The organism is Qipengyuania sp. ABI-127-1, assembly GCA_022953095.1.
Classification (GTDB): Bacteria; Pseudomonadota; Alphaproteobacteria; order Sphingomonadales; family Sphingomonadaceae; genus Qipengyuania.
The window spans coordinates 287,615-309,453 of record JALJCR010000003.1; the positions used below are offsets into that span (position 1 = coordinate 287,615).

17 protein-coding genes are annotated in these 21,839 nt (G+C 63.2%); 10 read left to right on the top strand and 7 right to left on the bottom strand.

Annotation, left to right across the window (positions count from 1 at the left end):
- The first annotated feature begins 94 nt into the window (after window positions 1-94).
- Entirely contained in the window at window positions 95-3,466 is a 3,372-nt protein-coding gene (locus MUY37_RS14060) for a hybrid sensor histidine kinase/response regulator (protein ID WP_499195989.1), read from the top strand.
- On the opposite strand, the gene MUY37_RS14065 is transcribed toward MUY37_RS14060, so the two are convergent.
- Window positions 3,436-4,071: a response regulator transcription factor gene (locus tag MUY37_RS14065; protein ID WP_499195990.1), complete on the bottom strand. Its 636-nt coding sequence runs from the start codon at window positions 4,069-4,071 to the stop codon at window positions 3,436-3,438. The genes MUY37_RS14060 and MUY37_RS14065 overlap by 31 nt on opposite strands.
- Before the next feature lie 4 nt (window positions 4,072-4,075).
- Complete coding sequence (gene acs / locus MUY37_RS14070) at window positions 4,076-6,007, bottom strand: acetate--CoA ligase (RefSeq protein WP_499195991.1); 1,932 nt, start codon at window positions 6,005-6,007, stop codon at window positions 4,076-4,078.
- A gap of 143 nt (window positions 6,008-6,150) precedes the next feature.
- Here acs and MUY37_RS14075 point away from each other — a divergent pair, with 143 nt between their 5' ends.
- Window positions 6,151-7,539: a DcaP family trimeric outer membrane transporter gene (locus MUY37_RS14075; protein ID WP_499195992.1), complete on the top strand. Its 1,389-nt coding sequence runs from the start codon at window positions 6,151-6,153 to the stop codon at window positions 7,537-7,539.
- 56 nt (window positions 7,540-7,595) lie between these two features.
- On the opposite strand, the gene MUY37_RS14080 is transcribed toward MUY37_RS14075, so the two are convergent.
- From MUY37_RS14080 to MUY37_RS14090, 3 genes are all read right to left on the bottom strand, one after another.
- Window positions 7,596-8,621, bottom strand: coding sequence for a TerC family protein (locus tag MUY37_RS14080; RefSeq protein ID WP_499195993.1), 1,026 nt, complete (start codon window positions 8,619-8,621; stop codon window positions 7,596-7,598).
- Window positions 8,614-9,816: a Na+/H+ antiporter NhaA gene (gene nhaA, locus MUY37_RS14085; protein ID WP_499195994.1), complete on the bottom strand. Its 1,203-nt coding sequence runs from the start codon at window positions 9,814-9,816 to the stop codon at window positions 8,614-8,616. The genes MUY37_RS14080 and nhaA overlap by 8 nt, the downstream gene beginning before the upstream one ends.
- Before the next feature lie 64 nt (window positions 9,817-9,880).
- Window positions 9,881-10,090 carry an HP1242/YdcH family protein gene (locus tag MUY37_RS14090; RefSeq protein ID WP_499195995.1) on the bottom strand — a complete coding sequence of 70 codons (210 nt, stop codon included), beginning with the start codon at window positions 10,088-10,090 and terminating at the stop codon, window positions 9,881-9,883.
- A gap of 100 nt (window positions 10,091-10,190) precedes the next feature.
- Between MUY37_RS14090 and MUY37_RS14095 the strand changes: the two genes are divergently transcribed.
- The 6 genes from MUY37_RS14095 (at window position 10,191) to MUY37_RS14120 (ending at window position 16,861) form a co-directional block, all read left to right on the top strand.
- On the top strand, window positions 10,191-11,105 hold the full coding sequence (locus MUY37_RS14095; protein ID WP_499195996.1) for a hydrogen peroxide-inducible genes activator: 915 nt from the start codon (window positions 10,191-10,193) through the stop codon (window positions 11,103-11,105).
- Between the two features lie 76 nt (window positions 11,106-11,181).
- Window positions 11,182-12,309, top strand: coding sequence for an FAD-dependent oxidoreductase (locus tag MUY37_RS14100; RefSeq protein WP_499195997.1), 1,128 nt, complete (start codon window positions 11,182-11,184; stop codon window positions 12,307-12,309).
- A 45-nt stretch (window positions 12,310-12,354) separates the two neighbouring features.
- On the top strand, window positions 12,355-14,493 hold the full coding sequence (locus MUY37_RS14105; protein WP_499195998.1) for a dihydrolipoyl dehydrogenase family protein: 2,139 nt from the start codon (window positions 12,355-12,357) through the stop codon (window positions 14,491-14,493).
- Window positions 14,494-14,522: 29 nt separating this feature from the next.
- Window positions 14,523-14,954 carry a hypothetical protein gene (locus tag MUY37_RS14110; protein ID WP_499195999.1) on the top strand — a complete coding sequence of 144 codons (432 nt, stop codon included), beginning with the start codon at window positions 14,523-14,525 and terminating at the stop codon, window positions 14,952-14,954.
- A 16-nt stretch (window positions 14,955-14,970) separates the two neighbouring features.
- Window positions 14,971-16,248 carry a NupC/NupG family nucleoside CNT transporter gene (locus MUY37_RS14115; protein WP_499196000.1) on the top strand — a complete coding sequence of 426 codons (1,278 nt, stop codon included), beginning with the start codon at window positions 14,971-14,973 and terminating at the stop codon, window positions 16,246-16,248.
- Between the two features lie 7 nt (window positions 16,249-16,255).
- Complete coding sequence (locus MUY37_RS14120) at window positions 16,256-16,861, top strand: CDP-alcohol phosphatidyltransferase family protein (protein ID WP_499196001.1); 606 nt, start codon at window positions 16,256-16,258, stop codon at window positions 16,859-16,861.
- On the opposite strand, the gene MUY37_RS14125 is transcribed toward MUY37_RS14120, so the two are convergent.
- Both MUY37_RS14125 and MUY37_RS14130 read right to left on the bottom strand, forming a co-directional pair.
- Window positions 16,851-17,648, bottom strand: coding sequence for a DUF1499 domain-containing protein (locus MUY37_RS14125; RefSeq protein WP_499196002.1), 798 nt, complete (start codon window positions 17,646-17,648; stop codon window positions 16,851-16,853). The genes MUY37_RS14120 and MUY37_RS14125 overlap by 11 nt on opposite strands.
- Before the next feature lie 144 nt (window positions 17,649-17,792).
- A complete protein-coding gene (locus MUY37_RS14130) occupies window positions 17,793-19,817 on the bottom strand; it encodes a glycoside hydrolase family 3 C-terminal domain-containing protein (RefSeq protein ID WP_499196003.1) in 2,025 nt (674 codons plus the stop codon).
- Between the two features lie 133 nt (window positions 19,818-19,950).
- Here MUY37_RS14130 and MUY37_RS14135 point away from each other — a divergent pair, with 133 nt between their 5' ends.
- Window positions 19,951-20,922, top strand: a complete 972-nt coding sequence (locus tag MUY37_RS14135; RefSeq protein ID WP_499196004.1) for an ArsR/SmtB family transcription factor — start codon at window positions 19,951-19,953, stop codon at window positions 20,920-20,922.
- Window positions 20,923-20,939: 17 nt separating this feature from the next.
- On the top strand, window positions 20,940-21,839 hold the full coding sequence (gene metF / locus MUY37_RS14140) for a methylenetetrahydrofolate reductase [NAD(P)H] (protein WP_499196135.1): 900 nt from the start codon (window positions 20,940-20,942) through the stop codon (window positions 21,837-21,839).

Below are 21,839 nucleotides of genomic sequence, written 5' to 3' on the forward strand. Positions count from 1 at the left end.
GGAGTGAAAGGAGGGGGCGGCGCTTCAAGGTGCCGCCCCCTTCCTTGCATTGCGCGGCGACTGGGATAGTCTGTCTGCGGGAGGGCAATCGGCCATGCTGTTCGGGACGGCGATCGCTGCCGCGACGCTATATCTTGCTGGCCTGTTCTGGCTGGCCGCGCGCCAGGACCGCGCAGCCGATGCGGGCAGGACGCTGCCGCCACGCCAGCGCGACTGGGTCTATGGGCTGAGCCTTGCGGTCTATTGCACCAGTTGGACCTTCTTCGGCGGCGTGGGCACTGCGGCCACTGCCGGCTGGCACTATCTTTCGATCTATCTGGGGCCGATTCTGGTGTTCACGCTGGGGTTCGGCCTGGTGCGCCGTATCCTGGCGCAGGCCAAGGCGCAGCATTCCACCTCGATCGCCGATTTTCTATCCGCCCGCTACGGCAAGAGCGCCGTGGTCGCCGCGCTGGTCAGCCTGATCGCAACGGTAGGTTCGCTGCCCTATATGGCGCTCCAGCTCCAATCCGTCGGTAGCTCTCTGCTCGCTCTCGATCCGGGCCTGGAGGCCAGCGTTACGACCGACGAGCTGGTTCTTCTCGTGGCGGGCAGCATGGCGCTGTTCGCGATCCTGTTCGGTTCGCGTCGCGGTGACCGGTCGGGTGACAATAGCGGTCTCGTGATAACCATCGCGGTCGAATCGATAGTGAAACTCGTTGCCCTGGTGGCGCTTGCCGCCTTTGCGCTGGTTTTGCTGATGCCGACGCCGGAGGCGCCCACGCAGGTGGCATCGCCCTTTTCGGCTTCCCAGCTCGACGCGCGTTTCGCGATCCTGACGCTGATCGCCGCATGCGCTGCCTTATGCCTTCCCCGCCAGTTTCACATGGCATTCGTCGAGGCGCAGACCGATCGGGCGACACCGACCATGCGCTGGCTGTTTCCGGCCTATCTGGTCGTCACATCGCTGGTCATCGTGCCGATCGTACTGGCCGGACTTTCGATCCTGCCGCAATCGACCAATGCGGACATGATCGTGATGGCTCTGCCGCTTGCCGGTGGCAGCGATGCCCTTGCACTGCTGGTGTTCATCGGCGGCTTTTCCGCTTCCACCGGAATGATCGTTGTCGCCAGTGTCGCCTTGTCGACGATGATTACCAACGATCTGATTTCGCCGCTGCTGTTCAGGCGCGAACTGACCGGCAGCGGCGATCGCACTCGCCTTGCTGCACGACTGCTCATGGTCCGGCGCCTGGTCATCGCCGGCCTTCTGTTCTTCGCCTATCTCTTCTATCTGGGGTTCGGAGCAGCGGCCAATCTGGCCGGCCTTGGCACGCTGGCCTTTGCCGCCACGGCGCAGTTCGCCCCGGGGCTGGTGATCGGCATGACCAATCGCCATGGCAACAAGGTCGGCATGGTTTCCGGTCTCGCGGCGGGTTTCGCCTGCTGGCTGGTGCTGCTGATCTACCCTGCGGCGACCGGTCAGGCTCCTATCTTCTCGATCCACCCAGATATGTTGGTGTCGGGTGTTATCCTCAGCCTTGGGGCGAATGTCGCGGCCTTCTGGTTCGGCTCTGCCGTCGGACGCGAAACGCTGGTCGATGCGGCACAGGCCGCAGCTTTCGTCGGCGCAGCCGCGCCAGGTGGGAGGCCTGCCTTCACAACCGCCAAGCGGATCGCCGATATCCGCCTGCTGCTCGCTCAATTCGTCGGGAAAAGGCGCGCGCGGGCTTCGCTCGAGGCCATGGGAACCGGCCTGCGCGACAGCGATCCGGCGAGCCCGGAGATTTTGGGCATGGCCGAACGGCTCATCGCCGGTGTGGTCGGCAGCTCTTCGGCCCGCATGTTGATGACCAGTTGGTCGCAAGGCGACCCCGTGCCGCTCGAACAGGTCGTGGCGATGTTCGACGAAACGAACCGCCGCCTGACTTTCAGCGGCGATCTCCTGCAACTGGCGATCGAGAACATCGATCAGGGGGTGGCGTTGGTCGATGCGGAGATGAAACTGGTTGCCTGGAACAGCCGGTATCAGGAAATGTTCGCCTTACCCGATCATCTGGCCAGCGTCGGCACATCCATTGCCGACCTCATTCGGTATAATCTCCAGCAGAGCGGGATGTCCGAAGTGGAGATCGAGGAGCAGGTTGCCCGGCGCCTCGACCACATGCGCGCCGGCCGCCAGCATCGTCTCGAGCGGGAGCAACCCGACGGGCGGATCATGCGCATCGTCGGCAATCCGGCACCGGGTGGCGGGTATGTGACCAGTTACAGCGATGTCACAGCCGATCGCAGGGCCGAACAGGCGCTGGAACAGAAGGTTGCGGACCGGACGCGCCAGTTGAGCGAAGCGAACGCCGCCCTGGAAGCCGCGACACGCTCCAAGACCCGCTTCCTTGCGGCGGCCAGCCACGACCTGATCCAGCCACTCAACGCCGCGCGTCTGTTCGCGTCCGCGCTAGGCGAAGAGGTGCGCGGACGCGATCAGCTCGTCCGGCTGGTGCGGGATCTCGATGGCTCGATCAGCTCCGCCGATCGCGTCATTCGCACCTTGCTGGATATTTCGAAACTCGATGGGGGCGGCATCAAGCCGCGGCCCGAACCCGTTGCGCTCAATGATATTCTCGACGAAATGGAACGCGAATTCGCCGTCCAGGCACGCGACAAGGGCCTCGATTGGCGGCGTGTGCATACCAGTGCCTGGGTGACAACCGATCGCGGGTTGCTGACCAGCGTGGTGCGCAATCTCACCAGCAATGCCATCCGTTATACGCGCAAGGGAGGTGTTCTCCTGGGCGTGCGGCGCTCTGGCGAGGAGGTGGAGCTATGTGTCTACGACACCGGGCCGGGCATTGCGGAAAACGATGTCGAGCGCCTGTTCGGCGAATTCCAGCGGGGCGAGTCCGGCGATCGCGAAGGCCTGGGTTTGGGCCTGGCCATTGTCAGGCGTATCGCATCTCTGCTCCGCGTCGAGGTGGTGACCCGTTCGGTCCGGGGATCGGGCAGCCGGTTCGCCGTGCGGTTGCCGGTGTTGCGCTGGGGGACGCGCGCGGCGCCCGAACGTATGCGACGGGCATCGACTTTGCTCGATGCGAATGTTCTCGTCGTCGACAACGATCCTTCCGCACTCAGCGCCACCGCTGCATTGCTCGGCAAATGGGGCCTTCGGGTCGTCTGCGCATCGGGCAAGCAGGAGGCGCTGGCGGTTGCGCCCACCGCGCCCGATGTGGTCATCATGGATTTTCGTCTCGATGGCCCCGACCGCGGCGACGGCGTGTTCGAAGAGTTGTGCAAGGTCTGGAAAGCGCGCCCACCGGCTATTCTGCTGACCGCCGAGGCGGGTGAGGAGACGGGGCAGGCCGCCGCGCGCATGGGGGCCAATCGCCTGCTCAAGCCGTCCTCGCCCGCAGCCTTGCGCGCGCTGATTTCCGACTGCGTGGCCCGCCGTTCGGCCACAGGTCAGTCCGAAGCGGGTTCGGCCTTTTCCTGATCGACATCCAATTTGGCGGCCATCAGCACCGCCTGGGTCCGGTTGACCACGCCAAGCTTGCGGAAAATGGCGGTGATGTGGGCCTTCACCGTCGCTTCGCTGATATCGAGCTCATAGGCGATCTGCTTGTTCAGCAGCCCTTCGCTGAGCTGACCGAGAATACGCCTTTGCGCGGGGGTAAGGCTGGCGATCTTCGCCAGATCGTCATCGGTTTGGGCATCGTTCGGCGGAAACCAGGGATCCCCTTCGCGAACGCAGGCGAGTGCTTCGCGCATTCGATCCAGGCTGGCCGACTTGGGAATGAACGCGGCTGCGCCGAGCTGATTGGCAGCCGCATAGACGCGCGGTTCCTCGCTCGCCGAAATGATCGCCACCGGCAGGGCGGGAAAGTCCTGCCGGAAATCCATCAAGGCGGTTAGCCCGTTGGAATCCTCCATATGCAAGTCGAGCAGCAGGGCTTCGGCCCCGGCCTCGACTTCGCGCCGTGCCTCGCTCGCGCTCGAAGCTTCCACGATCGTCGCATCGGGCCAGACCTTTGTCACCGCATGAGTCAGTGCCGTGCGGAACAGCGGGTGGTCATCGGCGATGATGATGCGTTGGGCCATAAACTCAGTTGTTTTGCCTGCCTTCGATCAATCGATCAACCAGGCTGGGGTCGGCGAGCGTCGATGTATCCCCCAATGTGCCGTAATCGTCTTCTGCGATCTTGCGCAGAATCCGGCGCATGATCTTGCCGCTGCGGGTCTTGGGCAGTCCGTCGGTAAACTGGATATGGTCGGGTGAAGCGATCGGTCCGATTTCGCTGCGCACATGGCCGCGCAGTTCCGCATAAAGAGCATCGCCGCCTTCCTCGCCCGCGTTGAGCGTGACGTAGCAGTATATACCCTGCCCCTTGATATCGTGCGGATATCCGACCACCGCGGCCTCGGCGACCTTGGGGTGCAGAACCAGCGCGCTTTCCACTTCGGCGGTACCCATGCGGTGCCCGGATACATTGATGACGTCGTCGACGCGGCCGGTGATCCAGTAATATTCGTCCTCGTCGCGGCGGCAGCCATCGCCTGTGAAGTACTTGCCCTTGTAGGTGCTGAAATAGGTTTGTTCGAAGCGTCCATGGTCGCCATAGACCGTGCGTGCCTGGCCGGGCCAGCTATGCGTGATACACAGATTGCCCTCGGTCGCCCCGTCCAGAACCTCGCCTTCGTGGTCGACCAGTTGAGGGCGTACACCGAAGAAGGGCTTACCCGCACTGCCCGGCTTCATGTCATGCGCCGAAGGCAGGGTCGTGATCATGCAGGCGCCGGTTTCGGTCTGCCACCAGGTATCGATGATCGGACAGCGTTTTTCTCCAACCACATCGAAATACCAGCGCCACGCCTCGGGATTGATCGGTTCCCCGACTGTGCCCAGCAGCCGTATCGAGGAGCGATCATGCGCGGTGACGAAGGCATCGCCTTCGCGCATCAGGGCGCGGATCGCGGTCGGCGCGGTATAGAGGATGTTGACCTTGTGCTTTTCCACCGTCTGCCAGAAGCGCGAATGGTCGGGATAGCTGGGTATGCCTTCGAAAATCACCTGCGTCGCCCCGTTGAACAGGGGACCGTAGGCGATATAGCTGTGGCCGGTGACCCACCCGATATCCGCCGTGCACCAGAACACCTCACCGGGCTGATAATCGAAGATGTAATGAAAGGTGGTGGCGGTCCAGACGCCATAGCCGCCGGTGGTATGCACCACACCCTTCGGCTTGCCGGTCGATCCCGACGTATAGAGGATAAAGAGCGGATCTTCCGCTTTCATAGGTTCGCAGGGGCATTCGGCATCGCTTGCCACCTCGTGATACCAGTGGTCGCGGCCCGCCGTCATGTCGATGTCCGCGCCGGTGTGGCGAACCACCAGCATCCCGTCGAGCGGCGTATCGTGATCCGGTTCGGCCAGAGCGGCGTCGACATTCGCCTTGAGCGGGATGTGCTTGCCACCGCGCAGGCCCTCATCGGCGGTGACCACGAAGCGGCTGCCGCAGCCTTCGATGCGTCCGGCGAGCGCTTCAGGCGAGAAACCGCCGAAGACCACCGAGTGGATCGCGCCAAGACGCGCACAGGCAAGCATGGCGAGCACGCCTTCCACGATCATGGGCATGTAGATCGTCACGCGATCGCCCTTGCCGACGCCGATAGCCTTGAGCGCATTGGCCATGGCAACGACCTCGCGGTGCAATTGCCGATAGGTCAGCGTGCGGCCGGGGGATGCGGGATCGTCCGGCTCGAATATCAACGCGGTCTGATCTCCACGCGTCTCCAAGTGCCGGTCCACCGCATTGTGGCACAGGTTCAGCTCGCCATTGGCGAACCAGGCGATGTCGACCGGATCGAAGGACCATTCGCCCGCCTTGGTGGGAAAGGTCGACCAATCGAGGCGTTTCGCCTGGTCGAGCCAGAATTCATCCGGCTGCTCGACCGATCGCCGGTACAGCTCCTCATACTCTTCCGAGGTGCAGTGGGTTGCATGGCTGGTTTCTAGGCGCTGGACGGAATCGAGCATCGATGATCTCCCTTCATCCTGTTCAATAGCACTCTGCCCCCCATGCGCGCTTTCAGACGAAGGTCTTACGACCATCTGCCCATTCCCGGCCGGTGCCGGGCGCCGCATACTCGCGACAAAATAGCAGCGAGGGAGGTTGGGATATGGCACTGAAGGATATCGGAAAATACACCCGTGCGGCACTGCTTGCCGCGACGTGTCTTACGGCAACGCCGGCGGCGGCCCAGGATGCGAGCGTCGAGGAGCGGCTCGACCGGCTGGAGGCGTTGGTAACAAGCCTGCTCGAACGGATGGATGCCGAACAAGGGCGAATGGATGCCCGCCAGGCCGAAACGCTCGCCGCGACCGAACAGGCGCTCGCCGAAACGCGCGCCTTGCAGGAACGCCAGGTGGAACTGGCCGCGCAGATCGACGAGCCGAAGAAACAGGAAGACAAGGGCTTTCGCGTCGGCAACACCACCATCGCCTATGCCGGATATGTGAAGCTCGATGCGATCTCGCAGCGTACCAGTGGCGGGCAAATCGGCACCGGCAGTATTGTGCGCGATTTCCTCATTCCCGGTGCTATTCCGGTGGGCGGCCCCGCGTCGGGATGGGATAGCGATTTCAGCGCGCGGCAATCGCGCCTGATCTTCAAGACCGCCACCGATGTCGGCAACGGGCACGAACTCAACTCGCAGATCGAGCTCGATTTCATGATTACCCCGGGTGGCGACGAGCGCGTGTCGAACAGCTACCAGCCGCGCCTGCGACAGGCGTTCATAACCTACGACAACTGGCTCTTCGGCCAGACCTGGTCGACTTTCCAGAATGTCGGCGCGCTGCCCGAGAGCCTGGATTTTGTCGGAACCACCCCGGGCACGGTGTTCGAACGCCAACCGATGATCCGTTACACCAAGGGCGGGCTCATGGTCGCCGCCGAACAGGCCGAAACCACTGTCACCGCGCCAGGGGGCGCCCGTGTGCTGGCGGGCGACGATACGCTCCCCGATTTCGTGCTCCGCTACAATCTTGCGCGTGACTGGGGCTCGTTCAGCGCCGCCGGGATCGTCCGCAATCTGCGGATTACCGACGATGATTTCGGCACGGGTACCGACAGCGCCCTGGGTTATGGGGTCAGCCTGTCGGGCAAGGTCAAGCTCGGCGAACGCGACGACCTGCGCTTCATGGGCACCGTCGGCGATGGCCTCGGGCGGTATATCGGGCTGAATATCGTCAACGACGCCGCATTGGACCTCAATGGCGATCTCGACCCGATCTTCACCTATTCGGGATTTGCCGCCTACCGACACGTTTGGTCGGACAAGCTGCGTTCGACGATCGCCGGTTCCTATTTCAAGGCCGACAATCCGGTTCTGCTGACTGGCGGAACCGTGACCGATGAGAGCTGGAACGTGCTCGCCAACCTGATCTTTTCGCCCGTGCGTCCGGTCGATATCGGCATCGAATACATGTATGCGGAGCGCTCGCTCGAAAACGGGCTTTCGGGCAATCTGCAGAAAATCCAGGTGTCGACGAAATACTCTTTCTAGCGCGGGCCAGCCGCCGGTCGATCATCTCATCGGCGACGACTTGGCCAGCCTGGCGGTCACCTTTCGTCGACCGGCGCCAGACCGTCGCTCTCGCTCGGCCAGTCCTCTTCCTCGTCACCGCGTGTCTTCCATAGCGAATAGAGCACACCGGCAGCGATCAGGGCGGCGGTCACACCAAGGCTGACCCAGGCAGGGAATTTCTCTCCGCCGAGCAGGAAATCGGCGACAAAGATCTTGCTGCCGATGAACACCAGCACGGCTGCCAGGGCATATTTCAGATAGTGGAAGCGGTGAACCATCGCGGCAAGCGCGAAGTAGAGCGCCCGCAGGCCGAGGATCGCGAAAATATTCGAGGTGTAGACGATGAAGGTGTCGGTCGTGATCGCGAAGATCGCAGGAACGCTGTCGACCGCGAAGACCAGATCGGCCAGGTTGATTACCACCAATGCCAGCAGCAGCGGGGTTGCGGCGCGGACCATGCGTCCGGTCTTTTCGTCGCGCACCTTGACCAGAAATTTCTGTCCATGGAGTTCGGGCGTCACACGCATGTGGCGGCTGATCCAGCGGACTACCGGATTGTTGCCCACGTCCATGGGCTGATCTCCGGCGAAGAACATCTTGATACCGGTGAAAATGAGGAAGGCGGCGAACAGGTAGAGCACCCAGTAGGCTTCGGCGAGCAGGGCAGCGCCACCCGCGATCATCAGGCCGCGCAGCACGATTACCGCCAGGATGCCCCACAGCAGCGCGCGATACTGGTACTTCGCGGGAATGGCGAAATAGGTGAAGATCAGGCTGATCACGAAGACATTGTCGATCGACAAAGCCTTTTCGATGAAGAAGCCGGTGAAATATTCCATACCCGACTGCTCGCCGCGCTCGAACCAGACCCACACGCCGAACAGCAGCGCGACGCTGATATAGAAGCCCGAAAGCTTGAGGCTTTCGCCGATGCCGAGCTCGCGGTCTTCCTTGTGGAGGAAGCCGAGGTCGAAGGCGGTCAGGACAATGACGATGCCGAGGAAGGCCGCCCAGAACCAGACCGGCGTGCCGAGCCAGTCGGCCAGGAAGAGATCAGGCATGAAGGGGGTCTTTGCCAATGATGCGGCCGACCCGAGGCGTACCGGCAAGTACGGTCATCCCGATCACAGCAGATACCAGCGATCCGGACAATACGCCCATCTTCACGGCATCGACCTGAGCCGGATCGACGAAAGCGAGGCCGCCGATGAACAGGCTCATAGTGAAGCCGATACCGGCCAGACACGACAGGCCATAGACATGCCTCCAGGTCACTTCCGGCGGCAGTGTCGCCATTCCGGTCTTGGCCGCGATCCAGCAGGCCCCGAAGATGCCGATCTGCTTGCCCACCACAAGGCCTGCCGCAATGCCGAGCGAGAGCGGCGCGAGGAGCGCTTCGAGCCCGGCCCCGCCAAAGGATACGCCTGCATTGGCAAATGCGAAAATTGGCAGCACCAGGAATGCGACCCAGGGGTGAAGCGTGTGTTCGAGCCGCTCGAGCGGGCGTTCTTCGCCGGTCGCGATGGGGACGAACATGGCCGTCACAACGCCCGCCAGCGTCGCATGGACGCCCGACTTGAGAACGCAGATCCACAGGAAGGCGCCGAGCAGGAAATAGGGGATGGTTCGCGCAACGCCGAAGCGGTTGAGCAGCAGCATTCCGGCCGCCGGAAGGAGCGCGAGCGCCAGTGCGGAAAGGTTCATGTTCTCTGTGTAGAACAGGGCAATAATCGCGATCGCACCAATATCGTCGATGATCGCGATGGCGAGCAGCAATGCTTTGAGCGCTACCGGCACACGGCTGCCGAGGAGCGCGAGCAGGCCCAGCGCGAAGGCGATATCTGTCGCGGCCGGGATGGCCCACCCACGGATGTTCTCGGGCGATCCGGCATTGATGGCGACGAAAACCAGAGCCGGGACCGCCATCCCCCCGATCGCGGCATAGACGGGCAAGGAAGCCTGCTTCCAATTGCGTAGCTGCCCGGTGATGATCTCGCGCTTCACTTCGAGCCCGATCAGGAAGAAGAACAGCGCCATCAGGCCGTCATTGATCCACAGCACCAAAGGCTTGTCGATCGTGACCAGATCACCGGCGGTGAAGTTCACCGGAGTGGCGAGAAAGCCTTGATACTGGGAGAGGAGAGGCGAATTGGCGATGGCCAGCGCGATTGCGGCGGCCACGATCAGCATGATGCCGCCGGCACTTTCGCTGGAGATGAAGGCGCGGAGGCGCTCGGTGGAGGTTGGCTGGGTCATGAAATGATGGGGCGACGACCGGGGGGGAGGATGGGGATGGGGGTTCCGGCCGCCGCCCTCTGGGTCAGCCTGCGAGGCTGCGCCCGTAGTAATGCCGCTGGAGGGCGATGATCTTGTCCTTGAGGCGCAGACGCAGTCGCTTCAGCGCCTTCAGCTCGTCGCGTGCGATCGCCGATTTCGTAGTGTCGATCAGGCGGTTTAGCTGGCGATGCTCACGCATGAGCTTGCGCAGGTAGGGTATCATGATCGTCTCATCGGGTGACTTGCGAGTCATCTTGCTCTCCATTGTCTTGGACAGAGATATGCGCGATAGCGATGCGATAATCTAATTCAAATCCTGTTCCCTGCTCAATAAGATATGCTAATGGAGGCGCGTGCCTACGCTCAGACAGTTCGAGATCTTCGTCAAATTGGCCGAAACAGGTAATATGGGCGAAGCTGCCGGGGGGCTTGGCCTCACCCAGCCTGCCTTGAGCCAGCAATTGCGTGCGCTTGAGGACAGGCTGGGCCTGCGTCTGTTCGAACGGGTCCCCAAAGGCATGCAGTTGACACCTGCCGGCCGCGATCTTGTCGCCGGGGCGCGTAGCGTGATCGCCGCCGCCCGCGATTTCCGCGATGCTGCGGATCATGTCGCCGCAAAGCCCGCCGGTTCGATCCGCTTCGGCGTCAGTCCGACGATCGGACCTTATCTCTTGCCCGCTGTCATCAAGATCCTCCACGAACGCTACCCCGATCTACGCCTGTTCATGCGCGAAGGTATCCCGACCGCGCAGCATGCGGCGCTCGCGGCGGGCGAGCTCGACATGGTCCTGTCCCCCCTGCCGATCGCCGGGCGCGGGCTGCAGGTCGAACCGCTGTTTCGCGAGCCCTTGCGGATTGTCGCGCCTCCCGACGACCCGCTGCATGACAAGACCTCGCTCGTGCACGAAGACTTCCGCGGTCGGACCTTCCTCACGCTCGATCACCGGCATCACTATCATCGCCAGCTCATGGACATCTGCGACAAATTGGGTGCCTCCGTGCTGTCGGATTACGAGGGCACGAGCCTCGATGCCTTGCAACAGATGGTCGGTTCCGGCGTCGGGCTGGCGATCCTTCCCGAACTTTACATTCGGTCGGATGCAGGGGGGCTGGATATGGTGCGAATTGCCGAACCGGACGACTGGACGGAGTATCGCAGCCTCGCCGCAGCCTGGCGCCCCAGCGCCGCCTATGCCGATCTGTATGCCGAAGTGGCGCAAATCATCGCCGACGAGGCCCGCAAGCGTGCGCGCCTTCAATTGATTTAGGGGTGCCGCGCTGCTGGCTGCACTCTCCGGCACGATCCAATACGATTGACTTCTTTCGGGCAGCCGGACACGCCCGATGTCGATGCGGAAGACCGGACCAGTTCTGCTGCTCGTCGGGGGTGGGCATGCGCATCTCGGGGTGCTGGCGGACTGGATAAAGCATGGCAGCCCGCGCGGCCGGATCATTCTGGTCACGCCGCACCGCCATGCACGCTATTCGGGGATGATCCCCGGAACCGTTGCGGGCGAATATGCGATCGACGAGGGAACCATCGACCTTGCCGCGCTGGCCGAGCGGGCCGGAGTGGAACTGGTGCTCGACCGGTGCACGGCGATCGATCCTTCGCACTGCTCGGTCGAAACGGAAAAAGGCGGTCGCATCGAATTCGACTATTGTTCGATCGATATCGGCAGCGTTGCGCAGGCGCGAGGGGTGCTGGGAGAAGACCTGCGCCTTCTCGACGTCCGACCGATTGCAAGCTTCATCTCGCGCCTTTCCGAAAAATGCGAAGGGGCGGGTTCGGAACCCAACCATATTGCAGTGATCGGGGGCGGTGCCGGAGGCGTGGAGCTGGCTTTCGCCATGCGCCGCCGCTTCGAGGATCGTGGCACGCGCGTGACGCTGATCGCGGGCAGCGCAGGTTTGCTCGACGGCTTTTCCCGCCGCGCCAGGACACTGGCCAGGCGCGCGCTGCGGCGTCATGACATTGCCTTTATTGAACAGGACGCACGCCTGGAGGCGGGCCGCCTGTTCGCCGGGACGCGATTGCTCGAGCCGGTCGACCTTCTCATTGCATCGCTTGGCGGGGCTGCTCCGACATGGCCCGGCAGGGGCGGGCTCGCCGTAAGCCGTGGCGGCCTCATCGTGGTCGATCGCCATCAGCGATCTGTGTCCCACCCGCACATTCTGGCAGCGGGCGACATCGCCATGCGACAGGACAAAGCAGTACCCCGCTCGGGTGTTCATGCGGTGCATAGCGGCCCCGTGCTTGCCGCCAATTTGCGTCGATTGCTGGGCGGCGACGGTGCGCTGCGCAGCTACAGGCCCCGGCCTGCCAGTCTCTACCTTGTCTCCACCGCAGACGGAAAAGCGATAGCCAGCTACGGCCTATTCGCCGCCCATGGCCGCTGGGCGGGATGGCTCAAGCGCTGGATAGACACGCGCTGGATAGCATCTTTCGCCAAGCTGAGCGGGGGAGTGTAACCGGCAGGCAGTGGCGCACGAACAGGCGATCGACGGAAGGAATCCATGAAGAAAATCCTCATCATCCTGGCTCTTGCGGCGCTGATCGTGGCCTATTTCGCGTTCGGTCTCGGCGACTATCTGACAGTCGAGGGCATCAAGCAGATCGCGGATGACGTCGGCGGTTACTACGCGCGCAATCCGGCGCAGGTGATCGCCTTGTTCTTCCTAGTCTATGTCGCGGTGACGGCGGCCTCGCTTCCGGGCGCGGCCGTGATGACGCTGGCGGCAGGCGCGCTGTTCGGCGTGTTCGTCGGCACGGTAGTGGTGTCTTTCGCCTCGACGCTGGGCGCCACGCTGGCCTTCCTCGCCTCGCGCTATGTGCTGCGCGACACTGTCGAGGCGCGCTTCGGCGAGCGGTTGAAAGCGGTCAATCAGGGGCTCGAGCGGGATGGGGCCTTCTACCTCTTCACCATTCGCATGATCCCGCTGTTCCCCTTCTTCGTGGTGAATCTGGTGATGGGGCTCACGCGGATCCGGGCGTGGACCTACGCCTGGGTCAGCCAGGTCGGCATGCTGCTCGGCACGATCGTCTATGTGAATGCGGGGACCCAGCTTGCGCGGATCGACAGCCTGGCCGGGATCGCTTCGCCTGCCGTGCTCGCCTCCTTCGCACTGCTCGGCGTCGCGCCGTGGTTCGCCAAGGCGATCATCGCCTGGATCAAGCGGCGCAAGGTCTATGCGGGCTTCGACAAGCCCAAGCGCTTTGATCGCAATCTGGTTGTGATCGGCGCCGGGTCGGCGGGGCTTGTTTCCGCGCTGATCGCGGCAACGGTGAAGGCCAGGGTCACGCTGGTCGAAGCTGACAAAATGGGTGGCGATTGCCTCAATACCGGCTGCGTGCCGTCGAAGGCGCTGATCAAGAGCGCCAAGGTGGCCGAGCAGATGCGGCATGCCGACCGTTACGGGCTGGAGGCGGTTGAGCCCGAGGTGCCCTTCGGTAAGACCATCGAGCGCGTCATGGGCGCGATCAAGACAATCGAGCCGCATGACAGCATTGAACGTTACGAAGGCCTCGGTGTCGATGTGGTAGAGGGCTTTGCGAAGATCGTCGATCCGTGGAGGGTCGAGATAACGTGCAAGGATGGCGGCGTGCAGCGCCTGACGACCCGGGCGATCGTAATTGCCGCAGGCGCCGATCCCGTCATACCTCCGATCGAAGGCCTGGAAGGTACCGGCTTTCTGACCAGCGATACCATGTGGGATGCCTTTGCGCAGATGGATGAGCCACCTGCGCGCGTCGTCGTGCTCGGCGGCGGTCCTATCGGATGCGAACTTTCGCAGGCGCTTGCCCGGCTCGGTTCGCAGGTGACGCAGCTCGAAATGGAAGACCGCGTCTTGGGCCGGGAGGACACCGAGGTCTCGGCACTTGCGAAGGCATTCCTGGAAGCTTCGGGCGTTCGCGTACTCACCGGCCACCGTGCGGCCCGCGTCGGTAAAGGCCAGCTCGTCGCCGACCACAAGGGCGCGGAAGTGGCCATCCCCTTCGACACGCTGATCGTCGCCGTGGGCCGCGCCGCGCGGCTCAGAGGCTATGGACTCGAGCAACTGGGGATCGATACCGAAAAGACCGTCGTCACCGATGATTTCCTCGCGACGAAGTTCCCGAACATCTACGCTGCGGGGGATGTCGCAGGGCCGTTCCAGCTCACCCATGTGGCCAGCCACCAAGCCTGGTTCGCCAGCGTCAACGCGCTGTTCGGCCAGTTCAAGCGCTTCAAGGCGGATTACCGTGTGATCCCCGCCGTGACCTTCCTCGACCCCGAAGTGGCGCGCGTCGGCATCAACGAGAGCGAGGCGAAAGAGCAGGGGATCGATTACGAGGTCACCCGATACGACCTCGACGATCTCGACCGGGCGATTGCCGAAAGCGAGACCAAGGGCTTCGTCAAAGTGCTCACCCCACCGGGCAAGGACACGATCCTCGGCGCGACCATCGTCGGTGCGCATGCCGGTGAGTTGCTGGCCGAATATGTGCTGGCGATGAAGCACAAGCTCGGCTTGGGCAAGATCCTCGGCACGATCCATTCCTATCCGACCATGGCGGAAGCGAACAAATTCGCTGCGGGCGAATGGAAGAAGAAGCACAAACCGGAAGGCCTGCTCAAGCTGGTCGAGAAATATCACGCCTGGCGCCGCGGATAGCCGCGCCCAGGCCAAACGGAGACTTTGGGATGCTTGCCAAGATGTCGCTTCTGGTCATGCGCATAGGCACCGGCATGCTGCTCGTCCTGTGGGGCAGCGTGCGGCTGCTGGGCGACGGCATGGGTACAAAGCTGGCGGAGAAATACTATGGCGGCGTCGGTGCGGCCAATTCCTTCCAGCTCGCCTTCGCCAGTGTCGAAGTGGTGATCGGCGCGCTCGTAGTCCTGGGGCTGTTTCGCCGCTTTTCGCTGATCGGTTCGGCGATCATTCTCGTCGGCGGAGCCTTTCCGATCTGGCGCCATTTCCTCGACCCGTTCGGGCGCTACCTCTTTGCCAATCCCGACGATGCGAACCTGCTGTTCTTCCCTTCCATCACCGTGGCTGGCGCGGCGCTTGCGCTGATCGCCTTTCGCGAACATGACACGCTGGCGCTGGACAGCCTGTTGCAGCGCAAGGACTGATCGGCGAGGGGCGCACTTGGAGATATTCGACCAGTTTCGCGGGCTTGCCGGCATTGCCTTGCTGGTATTGCTCGCGTGGGGATTGTCGGAGAACCGTTCCGGGCGTCCGTCCTTGGGCTGGATCGCGGGTGCGCTTGCGCTGCAGGCTTTCCTAGCGCTCCTGATCGTGCGGGTGCCGATCGTCTGGGATGCCGTGACCTTGGCGAACGATGCGGTCGCGGCAATCGAACGCGCCACGCTCGACGGCTCGTCCTACATGTTCGGCTATCTCGGCGGCGCGCCGCTGCCATTCGAGCTGAAAGAAGGCACCGAGGCGCCGGTCGTCATCGCTTTCCAGATCCTGCCGCTGGTGATCGTCTTCTCCGCGCTTGCGGCGCTGCTGTGGCACTGGGGTGTGCTGCGCTGGCTGGTGAACGGCCTGTCCTACCTGCTGCGCCGCACGCTTGAGGTCAGCGGTGTGGTCGGTCTGTCGGGCGGGGCGAACATGTTTCTCGGCGTGGTCGAAAGCCCGCTGGTGGTGCGTGCCTATTTCGCCAAGATGAGCCGCGCAGACCTGTTCCAGGTCATGGTGCTGGCGATGGCGACGATCAGCGGCGCGATCCTGATCCTGTACGCGACGACGCTGTCGCGGACCGTGCCCGATGCGGTGGGACATATGATCTCCGCTTCGCTCATCTCTCTCCCCGCCGCGCTGCTGGTCGCGAAGCTGATGGTGCCGGGGGAAGGGGACAATGCCGACAGCGAAGAACCGACCCGCAACGAGGCCGGGCTGAAATACGAATCGAGCATCGATGCGATCATCAAGGGTACGATGGACGGCATGCAGCTATTCCTCGCCGTGATCGCTGTGATTATCGTGGTCTTCGCACTGGTTTCGCTGACCGATCAGGTGCTTTCACTGTTGCCGCTGATCGATGGCGATCCGCTGACGTTGAAACGCCTGTTCGGCTGGGCTTTCGCGCCGCTGATGTGGCTGATCGGCGTGCCCTGGGGCGAAGCGCAGGCGGCGGGCAGCCTGATGGGAACCAAAGCGATCCTCAACGAATATGTCGCCTATCTCGAGCTTGCGGCGCTGCCCGATGGCACTTTCGCGCCGCGCAGTTTGCTGATCGTGACCTATGCGCTGTGCGGCGTGGCCAATCTCGCCAGTATCGGCCTGCTCGTTTCGACCATCGGGACGCTGTGCCCCGAACGGCGCGGGGAAGTCGCCGGGCTTGGCATACGCAGTTGGATCGCGGGCAATATGGCCACGGCGATGACCGGTGCGTGGATCGGCCTGATAAGCTGGGGCTGATACGACCATGTTCGACGCCAAGCTCCGCCCGCTGATCGACCCGCCGCTCAACCGGGTCGGCCTTGCGCTGGCGAAAGCGGGTGTGTCGGCCAATCTGCTGACCTTCACCGGCCTCGCGCTGGGATTGTGCGGTGCACTCGCCATCGCTTTCGGACAGCATGGCCTCGGGCTGCTGCTGATTATTGCCAACCGCCTGCTCGACGGGCTCGACGGGGCAGTCGCCCGCGCCAATGGGCCGACATCGCTGGGCGGCTATTTCGATATCGTCGCGGATTTCGCCTTCTACGTTTCGATCCCGCTCGCTTTCGGCATTTTCGATCCGGCGAATACCCAGGCCGCGCTGGTATTGGTCGCGAGCTTCGTGCTCACCGGAGTCAGCTTCCTTGCGTACGCCGTGATCGCCGCAGAACGCGGCGAGGAAACCGCAGCGCATGGCAGGAAGAGCTTCTTCTATTCGACCGGGCTGGCGGAGGGGGGCGAGACGATCGCCGTCTTCCTTGCCTTCACCCTGTTTCCCGGCTGGTTCGTGCCGATCGCCTATGGCTATGCCGCGCTGTGCGTGCTGACCGTATTCCAGCGCAGCGCACTGGCCGTTATCCAGTTCAGGAATTGAGCCGCGCGGCAACGGCCGCGCGCAATTCCGCAATCCGCGCCGCATTTGCGCCGAGATCGCTGACGCCGACGCGTGAGACCGAGCGGAAATCGATCCGCCCATCGGCAATGCGGGCCACGACATCGTCCTTGAAGCCGAACCAGAAGGTTTCGGCAACGCCTTCAACGCGGCTGTTCGCTATATCCGAAGTGACGTCGTCGAAGCCCATTTCCATCATCGCCGCAGCCACGGCGACCATGGCCTCGTCTTCGCTCGCCGAACCGATCGGCAGGGGCGCGAGGTCGGGATAAGCCTCGACGATCACCTGTGCATGCGACTGATCCGCGAGCGGCGCTTCGCTGTTCACCCACATCTCCAATTCGCCCAACGGTGTGCGATAATCGTTTATCGGATTGGCATCGCTGTTCGCCCGCGCATCCAGCGTTACTTGCGAAAAGGCCGGCGGGTTATCGACATCGGTCGCGATGTCGTGAATCGGTGGGATATCGGCGGCCTGCCCACGGACGTAGGCCAGCGTGCCGAAGATACCCAGCGGGACCAGCAGCGCGAGCAGGGACATCAGCCAGCCGGTCCGCGGTTGGCGGATCAGCACGACGATCAGCGAAACCAGCGCGATCAGGGCGACAATGCCGAGCAATACCGGTCCCGCCTGTATCGTCAGGGTGATCAGGCCCGTGCGCCAGCCCCACAGGCCGAATTTCGTGCCCAGCGCCGCGACGGCAAAATAAACCGGAAGCAAAAGCGCGAGAACAAGGGCGAGACGGCTATGCCAAGGCGAGTGTGTCATGCCGACCTTGTAGCGCGCGGCAGGTGGGCTGCAAACCGGCGCGCACGCGCTTGCTTTCAGGCGAAGGCCGCCGCCTGCGCTCCAGCCTGGCCTCCGGTCCTGCTTTTTCGGCAAGCGACCGCGCCGAGCATGGCGGATCAATGGCTATCCGACGCTGCGAAGCTTGCCGAAGAGGGCGGGGAGGGGTTCGGAGGCGAGGTCTCTGCTCATCGCTTCGACAACGGCGCGGGGCACCGAAATCTGCTCCGAGAGGGCGCGACTCTCGCTGAGCCCCACCGAGATTTCGTAAGCTCCGGGCTCGACGGTGAATTTGCCGTTGGTCTCGAAGTGGCCCAACTGATTGCCGCCAAGTTCGAACATCAGATTGCAGCTCTTCCCGGCGCCCAGAGATATTCGCTGGAAATCCACCAGGGTACGTTCGGCGGCGCCGCGATCGATGGGGCGCCGGAGATAGAGTTGGACCGTCTCCATCCCTTCGCGTTCGCCGACATTATGCAGGATACCGGTCACCACGATACGGTTGTGACCAAGCTCTATTCTCGGCTCTTCGATGCGAAACGTGGAAAAGCCCAGCCCGTGACCCAGCGGGAGACCTTCGCGGGAATTGTCGATCAAGGCGACGGGCAGGCGCCCACGCGGCGCGAATGCCCCGGTCAGCACTTCGGCGATGGCATGGCCGGACATGCTGCCCAATTGCCCCGCATGAAGAACGCATGGCAGTTTACTTCCCAGTATATCCGGATCGAGCGGATGCGATCCGAGAGTGACCAGAACGGTATTGCGATTGGCGGAGCGCAGTCCCTCGAGCAGGCTACGTTGTGCCTCACCCAGCTCTGCCATGGCGCCAAGCACGGCAATCACCGTTTGCGATCGGCGCGCGGCTTCGCTCGCCAAGCCGATCGCCATTCGGTCGGCGGGCGCCAACCGGCCGGAATCGGAACCACCCTGGCGCAATGCCAGGCCGGGAACATATTTATAAGCGATCCCCAGGGCATCGAACCCGTCCGTCAGGCTGGCCCCTTCCCTGCCGGAGGACCCGGTCGGCAGCGCACGATCGGTAGCCGCCGGGCCAACCACCACTAGATCCCCCGAATCGATCCCCAGCGGTAGCAGAGCGGGATCGTTGCGTAGCAACACGATGGCATGGCGCGCCGCGTCCAGCGCCAGCGCGCGGGTTTCCTCCGCCTCTATCGCCCGGTCGGTGTGCCGATCCAGTCCCTCGCTGCTGAACAGGCCGAGATCATATTTGGCCCCGATGACCTTGCGTACCTCGTCGTCGATCTGAAACGGCGCGATACGTCCGTCTTCAACCGCTGCCACCATGGCGCCGTGAGGCAGCCCCTCGAGTGGTCCGGACGCCATTTCGAGACCGGCTGCCGCAGCGATCTTCGACCATCCGGCAAGGTCCAGCCCCTCATAGCCCCCGGGCTCGCCGATCGACAGGGAGTGTTCGCGGGAGCCATCGGCGAAATCGGGGAAGCCATGCGCCATGGCCCCCAGCGCGACACTGCCCGGATTGGAATTGCGCAGGACGCCGGCGATCAGACGAAGTTTGTCGCGCATTCGCCGCGCATCGCGCCGGACAGTCCAGGAAGGATCGTCCAGCCTGAGACAGGCGAGCAGCCCCGGTTCCCGCACATCTTCCGACTGGAAGCCACGCACCCAGGCCGCAGCCATCCGACGGGCGAGCAATTCCACCGATCCCCAGCAATTCGCAAGATCGCTGTCGGCAACACTCGTGCAAAGCGACACATCCGGCCCCAGCAGCCAGTTCCGTCCGGCCGCCTGCGCCTCTCCCGCGATCAAGCGGGCAGCGCGCTCTGCCAGCTCGCAATCCCAGCTCGATGCGAAAGCGAAGGGTGATGGCAATACCGCCGTTTCGCCGCGTCCGGGAACGTCGGCGATGAACAGGGGAATGCCCAGACGGGTTTCCTCCACGGCGATCCGTTGGAAAGCGGCATATTCGCTCGACAACCCCCATCCGACGAAGCCGCCCAGATGTCCGCGCCGCAATTGATCGCGTATCTGGTGATTGTGGCTCGAATTCCCTGCAACCGGCGGACGTTGCAACACGAGCTGACCGACTTTCTCCTCCACCGTCATGATGGCGAGCAAGTCTTCGACGAAACGCTCGCGCTCGGCGGCGTGATCGGAGCGACGGCGGGGCATGACAGCCCCGCATCGCACGCAGTGGTAAATAACCCGTGTGGATGTGCAGGATTATTGTCCAAGCATCTCTATGGGTCGATTTAGCTGAGCTGTGATTTACAGATATAAAAATACCTTTATATCTCCGCCTGGAATGCGAACCGAAACCATCTTTCGTGCCCTTGCCGACCCCACGCGCCTGAGGATCATGCGCCTGCTGGGCTCGATGGAGCTTGCCGTGGGCGAGGTCGCACAAGTGCTCGGCCAGAGTCAGCCCAGAGTTTCAAGGCATATCGGTATCCTGTGCGATGCGGGCCTCGCCGAAAGGCGCCGAGAAGGCAGTTGGGTTTTTCTGCGGGCCTGCGCCAACGCAGTCGAGGTGCCACCGCTCTGCACGGCGATCGCCGAATTGCTCATGGAAGCGGAGCGGGCTGACGCCCAATTCGCCGAAGAGTGCGAACGGGATCGCCGCAAGCTTGCCGAAATCCGGCACCATCGCGAGAGCGAGGCGCAGGCCTATTTCAGCGAGCACGCGCATGATTGGGACGAACTGCGTCGCCTCCATTCTTCCGACGAAGCCGTGGAAGCCGCGTTGGCCGAGGCCCTTGGCGATGGCCCGCTCGGCCGCTTGCTGGACATCGGAACCGGCACCGGGCGCATGGCGGAGCTGTTTGCCGCGCGTGCCGAGCGTATCGTGGCGCTCGACAAGAGCCTGGCCATGCTGCGGGTCGCGCGCGCCAAGCTGCAGCATCTGCCGACCGAGACGGTCGAGCTGGTGCAGGGCGATTTTTCCTCCCTGCCGTTCGCGCCGGACAGTTTCGATACCACCCTGTTTCATCAGGTGCTGCATTTCGCCCAGAATCCCGGATCGGCGCTGGCCGAGGCAGCACGTGTGACGCGTCGGGGCGGCCGGATCGCGATTGTCGATTTCGCCGCACACCAGCGCGAAGAGTTGCGCGACCGGCATGCCCATGCCCGCCTGGGCTTCGAGGACGGCCAGATGGGCAACCTGCTGGATGAAGCGGGTTTCGATGCCCTGGCCCCGACCTCGCTCGGCAATGGGGAACTGGTGGTCAAGATATGGATCGCGCATCGGCGCACCGAAAACAGGAAAGCAGCCTCGTGAGCCCGACAATCGACCAAATGCGCGAGGCCCAGCGCGCGCTCGAAACGCCGCTGTTTTCGGGCCTGTCCGGCGATATCGAAGTGAGCTTCGAGTTTTTTCCGCCCAAGACCGACAAGATGAACGAAACGCTGTGGCACAGCGTTGAAACCCTTGCGCCTCTGGGGCCGCGTTTCGCGAGTGTAACCTATGGTGCTGGCGGGTCCACGCGCGAGCGCACGCACCAGCAGGTCGTGCGGATCCAGAATGAAGCCCACATCCCTGCCGCAGCGCATCTGACATGCGTCGAGGCCACGCGCGAACAGGTCGACGAGGTCGCCCGCCATTATTGGGAGGAAGGCGTCCGGCACATTGTCGCCCTGCGGGGCGATCCGCCCGATGGTGCGAGCAAGTACACGCCGCATCCGGGCGGTTATGCCAATGCCGTCGAACTCATCGCCGGCCTCAAGAAGGTCGCCGATTTCGAGATTTCGGTTGCCGCCTATCCCGAAGTTCACCCGGATTCCCCCGATGCGCAGGCCGATATCGACAATCTCAAGGCCAAGTTCGATGCCGGTGCCACGCGCGCGATCACCCAGTTTTTCTTCGATCCGCAGTGCTTCTTCGAATTTCGCGACAAGGCCGCGGCGGCGGGGATCGAGGGCGAGATCGTGCCCGGCATCATGCCGGTGCTCAGTTTCGCCGCTGTTCAGCGCATGTCGGGGCTATGCGGCACCGCTATTCCGCACTGGATGGAAGGGCTGTTCGACGGCCTCGACGACCGGCCCGAAGCGCGCAAGCTGGTCAGCGCGACCATTGCCGCGGAATTGTGCCGCCGCCTCTATGCGGGCGGTGTGCGCCAGTTCCATTTCTACACTCTCAACCGCGCCGAGCTGAGCTATGCGATCTGCCATATGCTCGGTCTGCGCCCGAAGGTCTGA

Bases quoted from the DNA above. Each gene is read 5' to 3' on its own strand.
- MUY37_RS14060 (WP_499195989.1), top strand. From the start codon at position 95: ATGCTGTTCGGGACGGCGATCGCTGCCGCGACGCTATATCTTGCTGGC.
- MUY37_RS14065 (WP_499195990.1), bottom strand. From the start codon at position 4,071: ATGGCCCAACGCATCATCATCGCCGATGACCACCCGCTGTTCCGCACG.
- acs (WP_499195991.1), bottom strand. From the start codon at position 6,007: ATGCTCGATTCCGTCCAGCGCCTAGAAACCAGCCATGCAACCCACTGC.
- MUY37_RS14075 (WP_499195992.1), top strand. From the start codon at position 6,151: ATGGCACTGAAGGATATCGGAAAATACACCCGTGCGGCACTGCTTGCC.
- MUY37_RS14080 (WP_499195993.1), bottom strand. From the start codon at position 8,621: ATGCCTGATCTCTTCCTGGCCGACTGGCTCGGCACGCCGGTCTGGTTC.
- nhaA (WP_499195994.1), bottom strand. From the start codon at position 9,816: ATGACCCAGCCAACCTCCACCGAGCGCCTCCGCGCCTTCATCTCCAGC.
- MUY37_RS14090 (WP_499195995.1), bottom strand. From the start codon at position 10,090: ATGACTCGCAAGTCACCCGATGAGACGATCATGATACCCTACCTGCGC.
- MUY37_RS14100 (WP_499195997.1), top strand. From the start codon at position 11,182: ATGTCGATGCGGAAGACCGGACCAGTTCTGCTGCTCGTCGGGGGTGGG.
- MUY37_RS14105 (WP_499195998.1), top strand. From the start codon at position 12,355: ATGAAGAAAATCCTCATCATCCTGGCTCTTGCGGCGCTGATCGTGGCC.
- MUY37_RS14110 (WP_499195999.1), top strand. From the start codon at position 14,523: ATGCTTGCCAAGATGTCGCTTCTGGTCATGCGCATAGGCACCGGCATG.
- MUY37_RS14120 (WP_499196001.1), top strand. From the start codon at position 16,256: ATGTTCGACGCCAAGCTCCGCCCGCTGATCGACCCGCCGCTCAACCGG.
- MUY37_RS14125 (WP_499196002.1), bottom strand. From the start codon at position 17,648: ATGACACACTCGCCTTGGCATAGCCGTCTCGCCCTTGTTCTCGCGCTT.
- MUY37_RS14130 (WP_499196003.1), bottom strand. From the start codon at position 19,817: ATGCCCCGCCGTCGCTCCGATCACGCCGCCGAGCGCGAGCGTTTCGTC.
- MUY37_RS14135 (WP_499196004.1), top strand. From the start codon at position 19,951: ATGCGAACCGAAACCATCTTTCGTGCCCTTGCCGACCCCACGCGCCTG.
- metF (WP_499196135.1), top strand. From the start codon at position 20,940: ATGCGCGAGGCCCAGCGCGCGCTCGAAACGCCGCTGTTTTCGGGCCTG.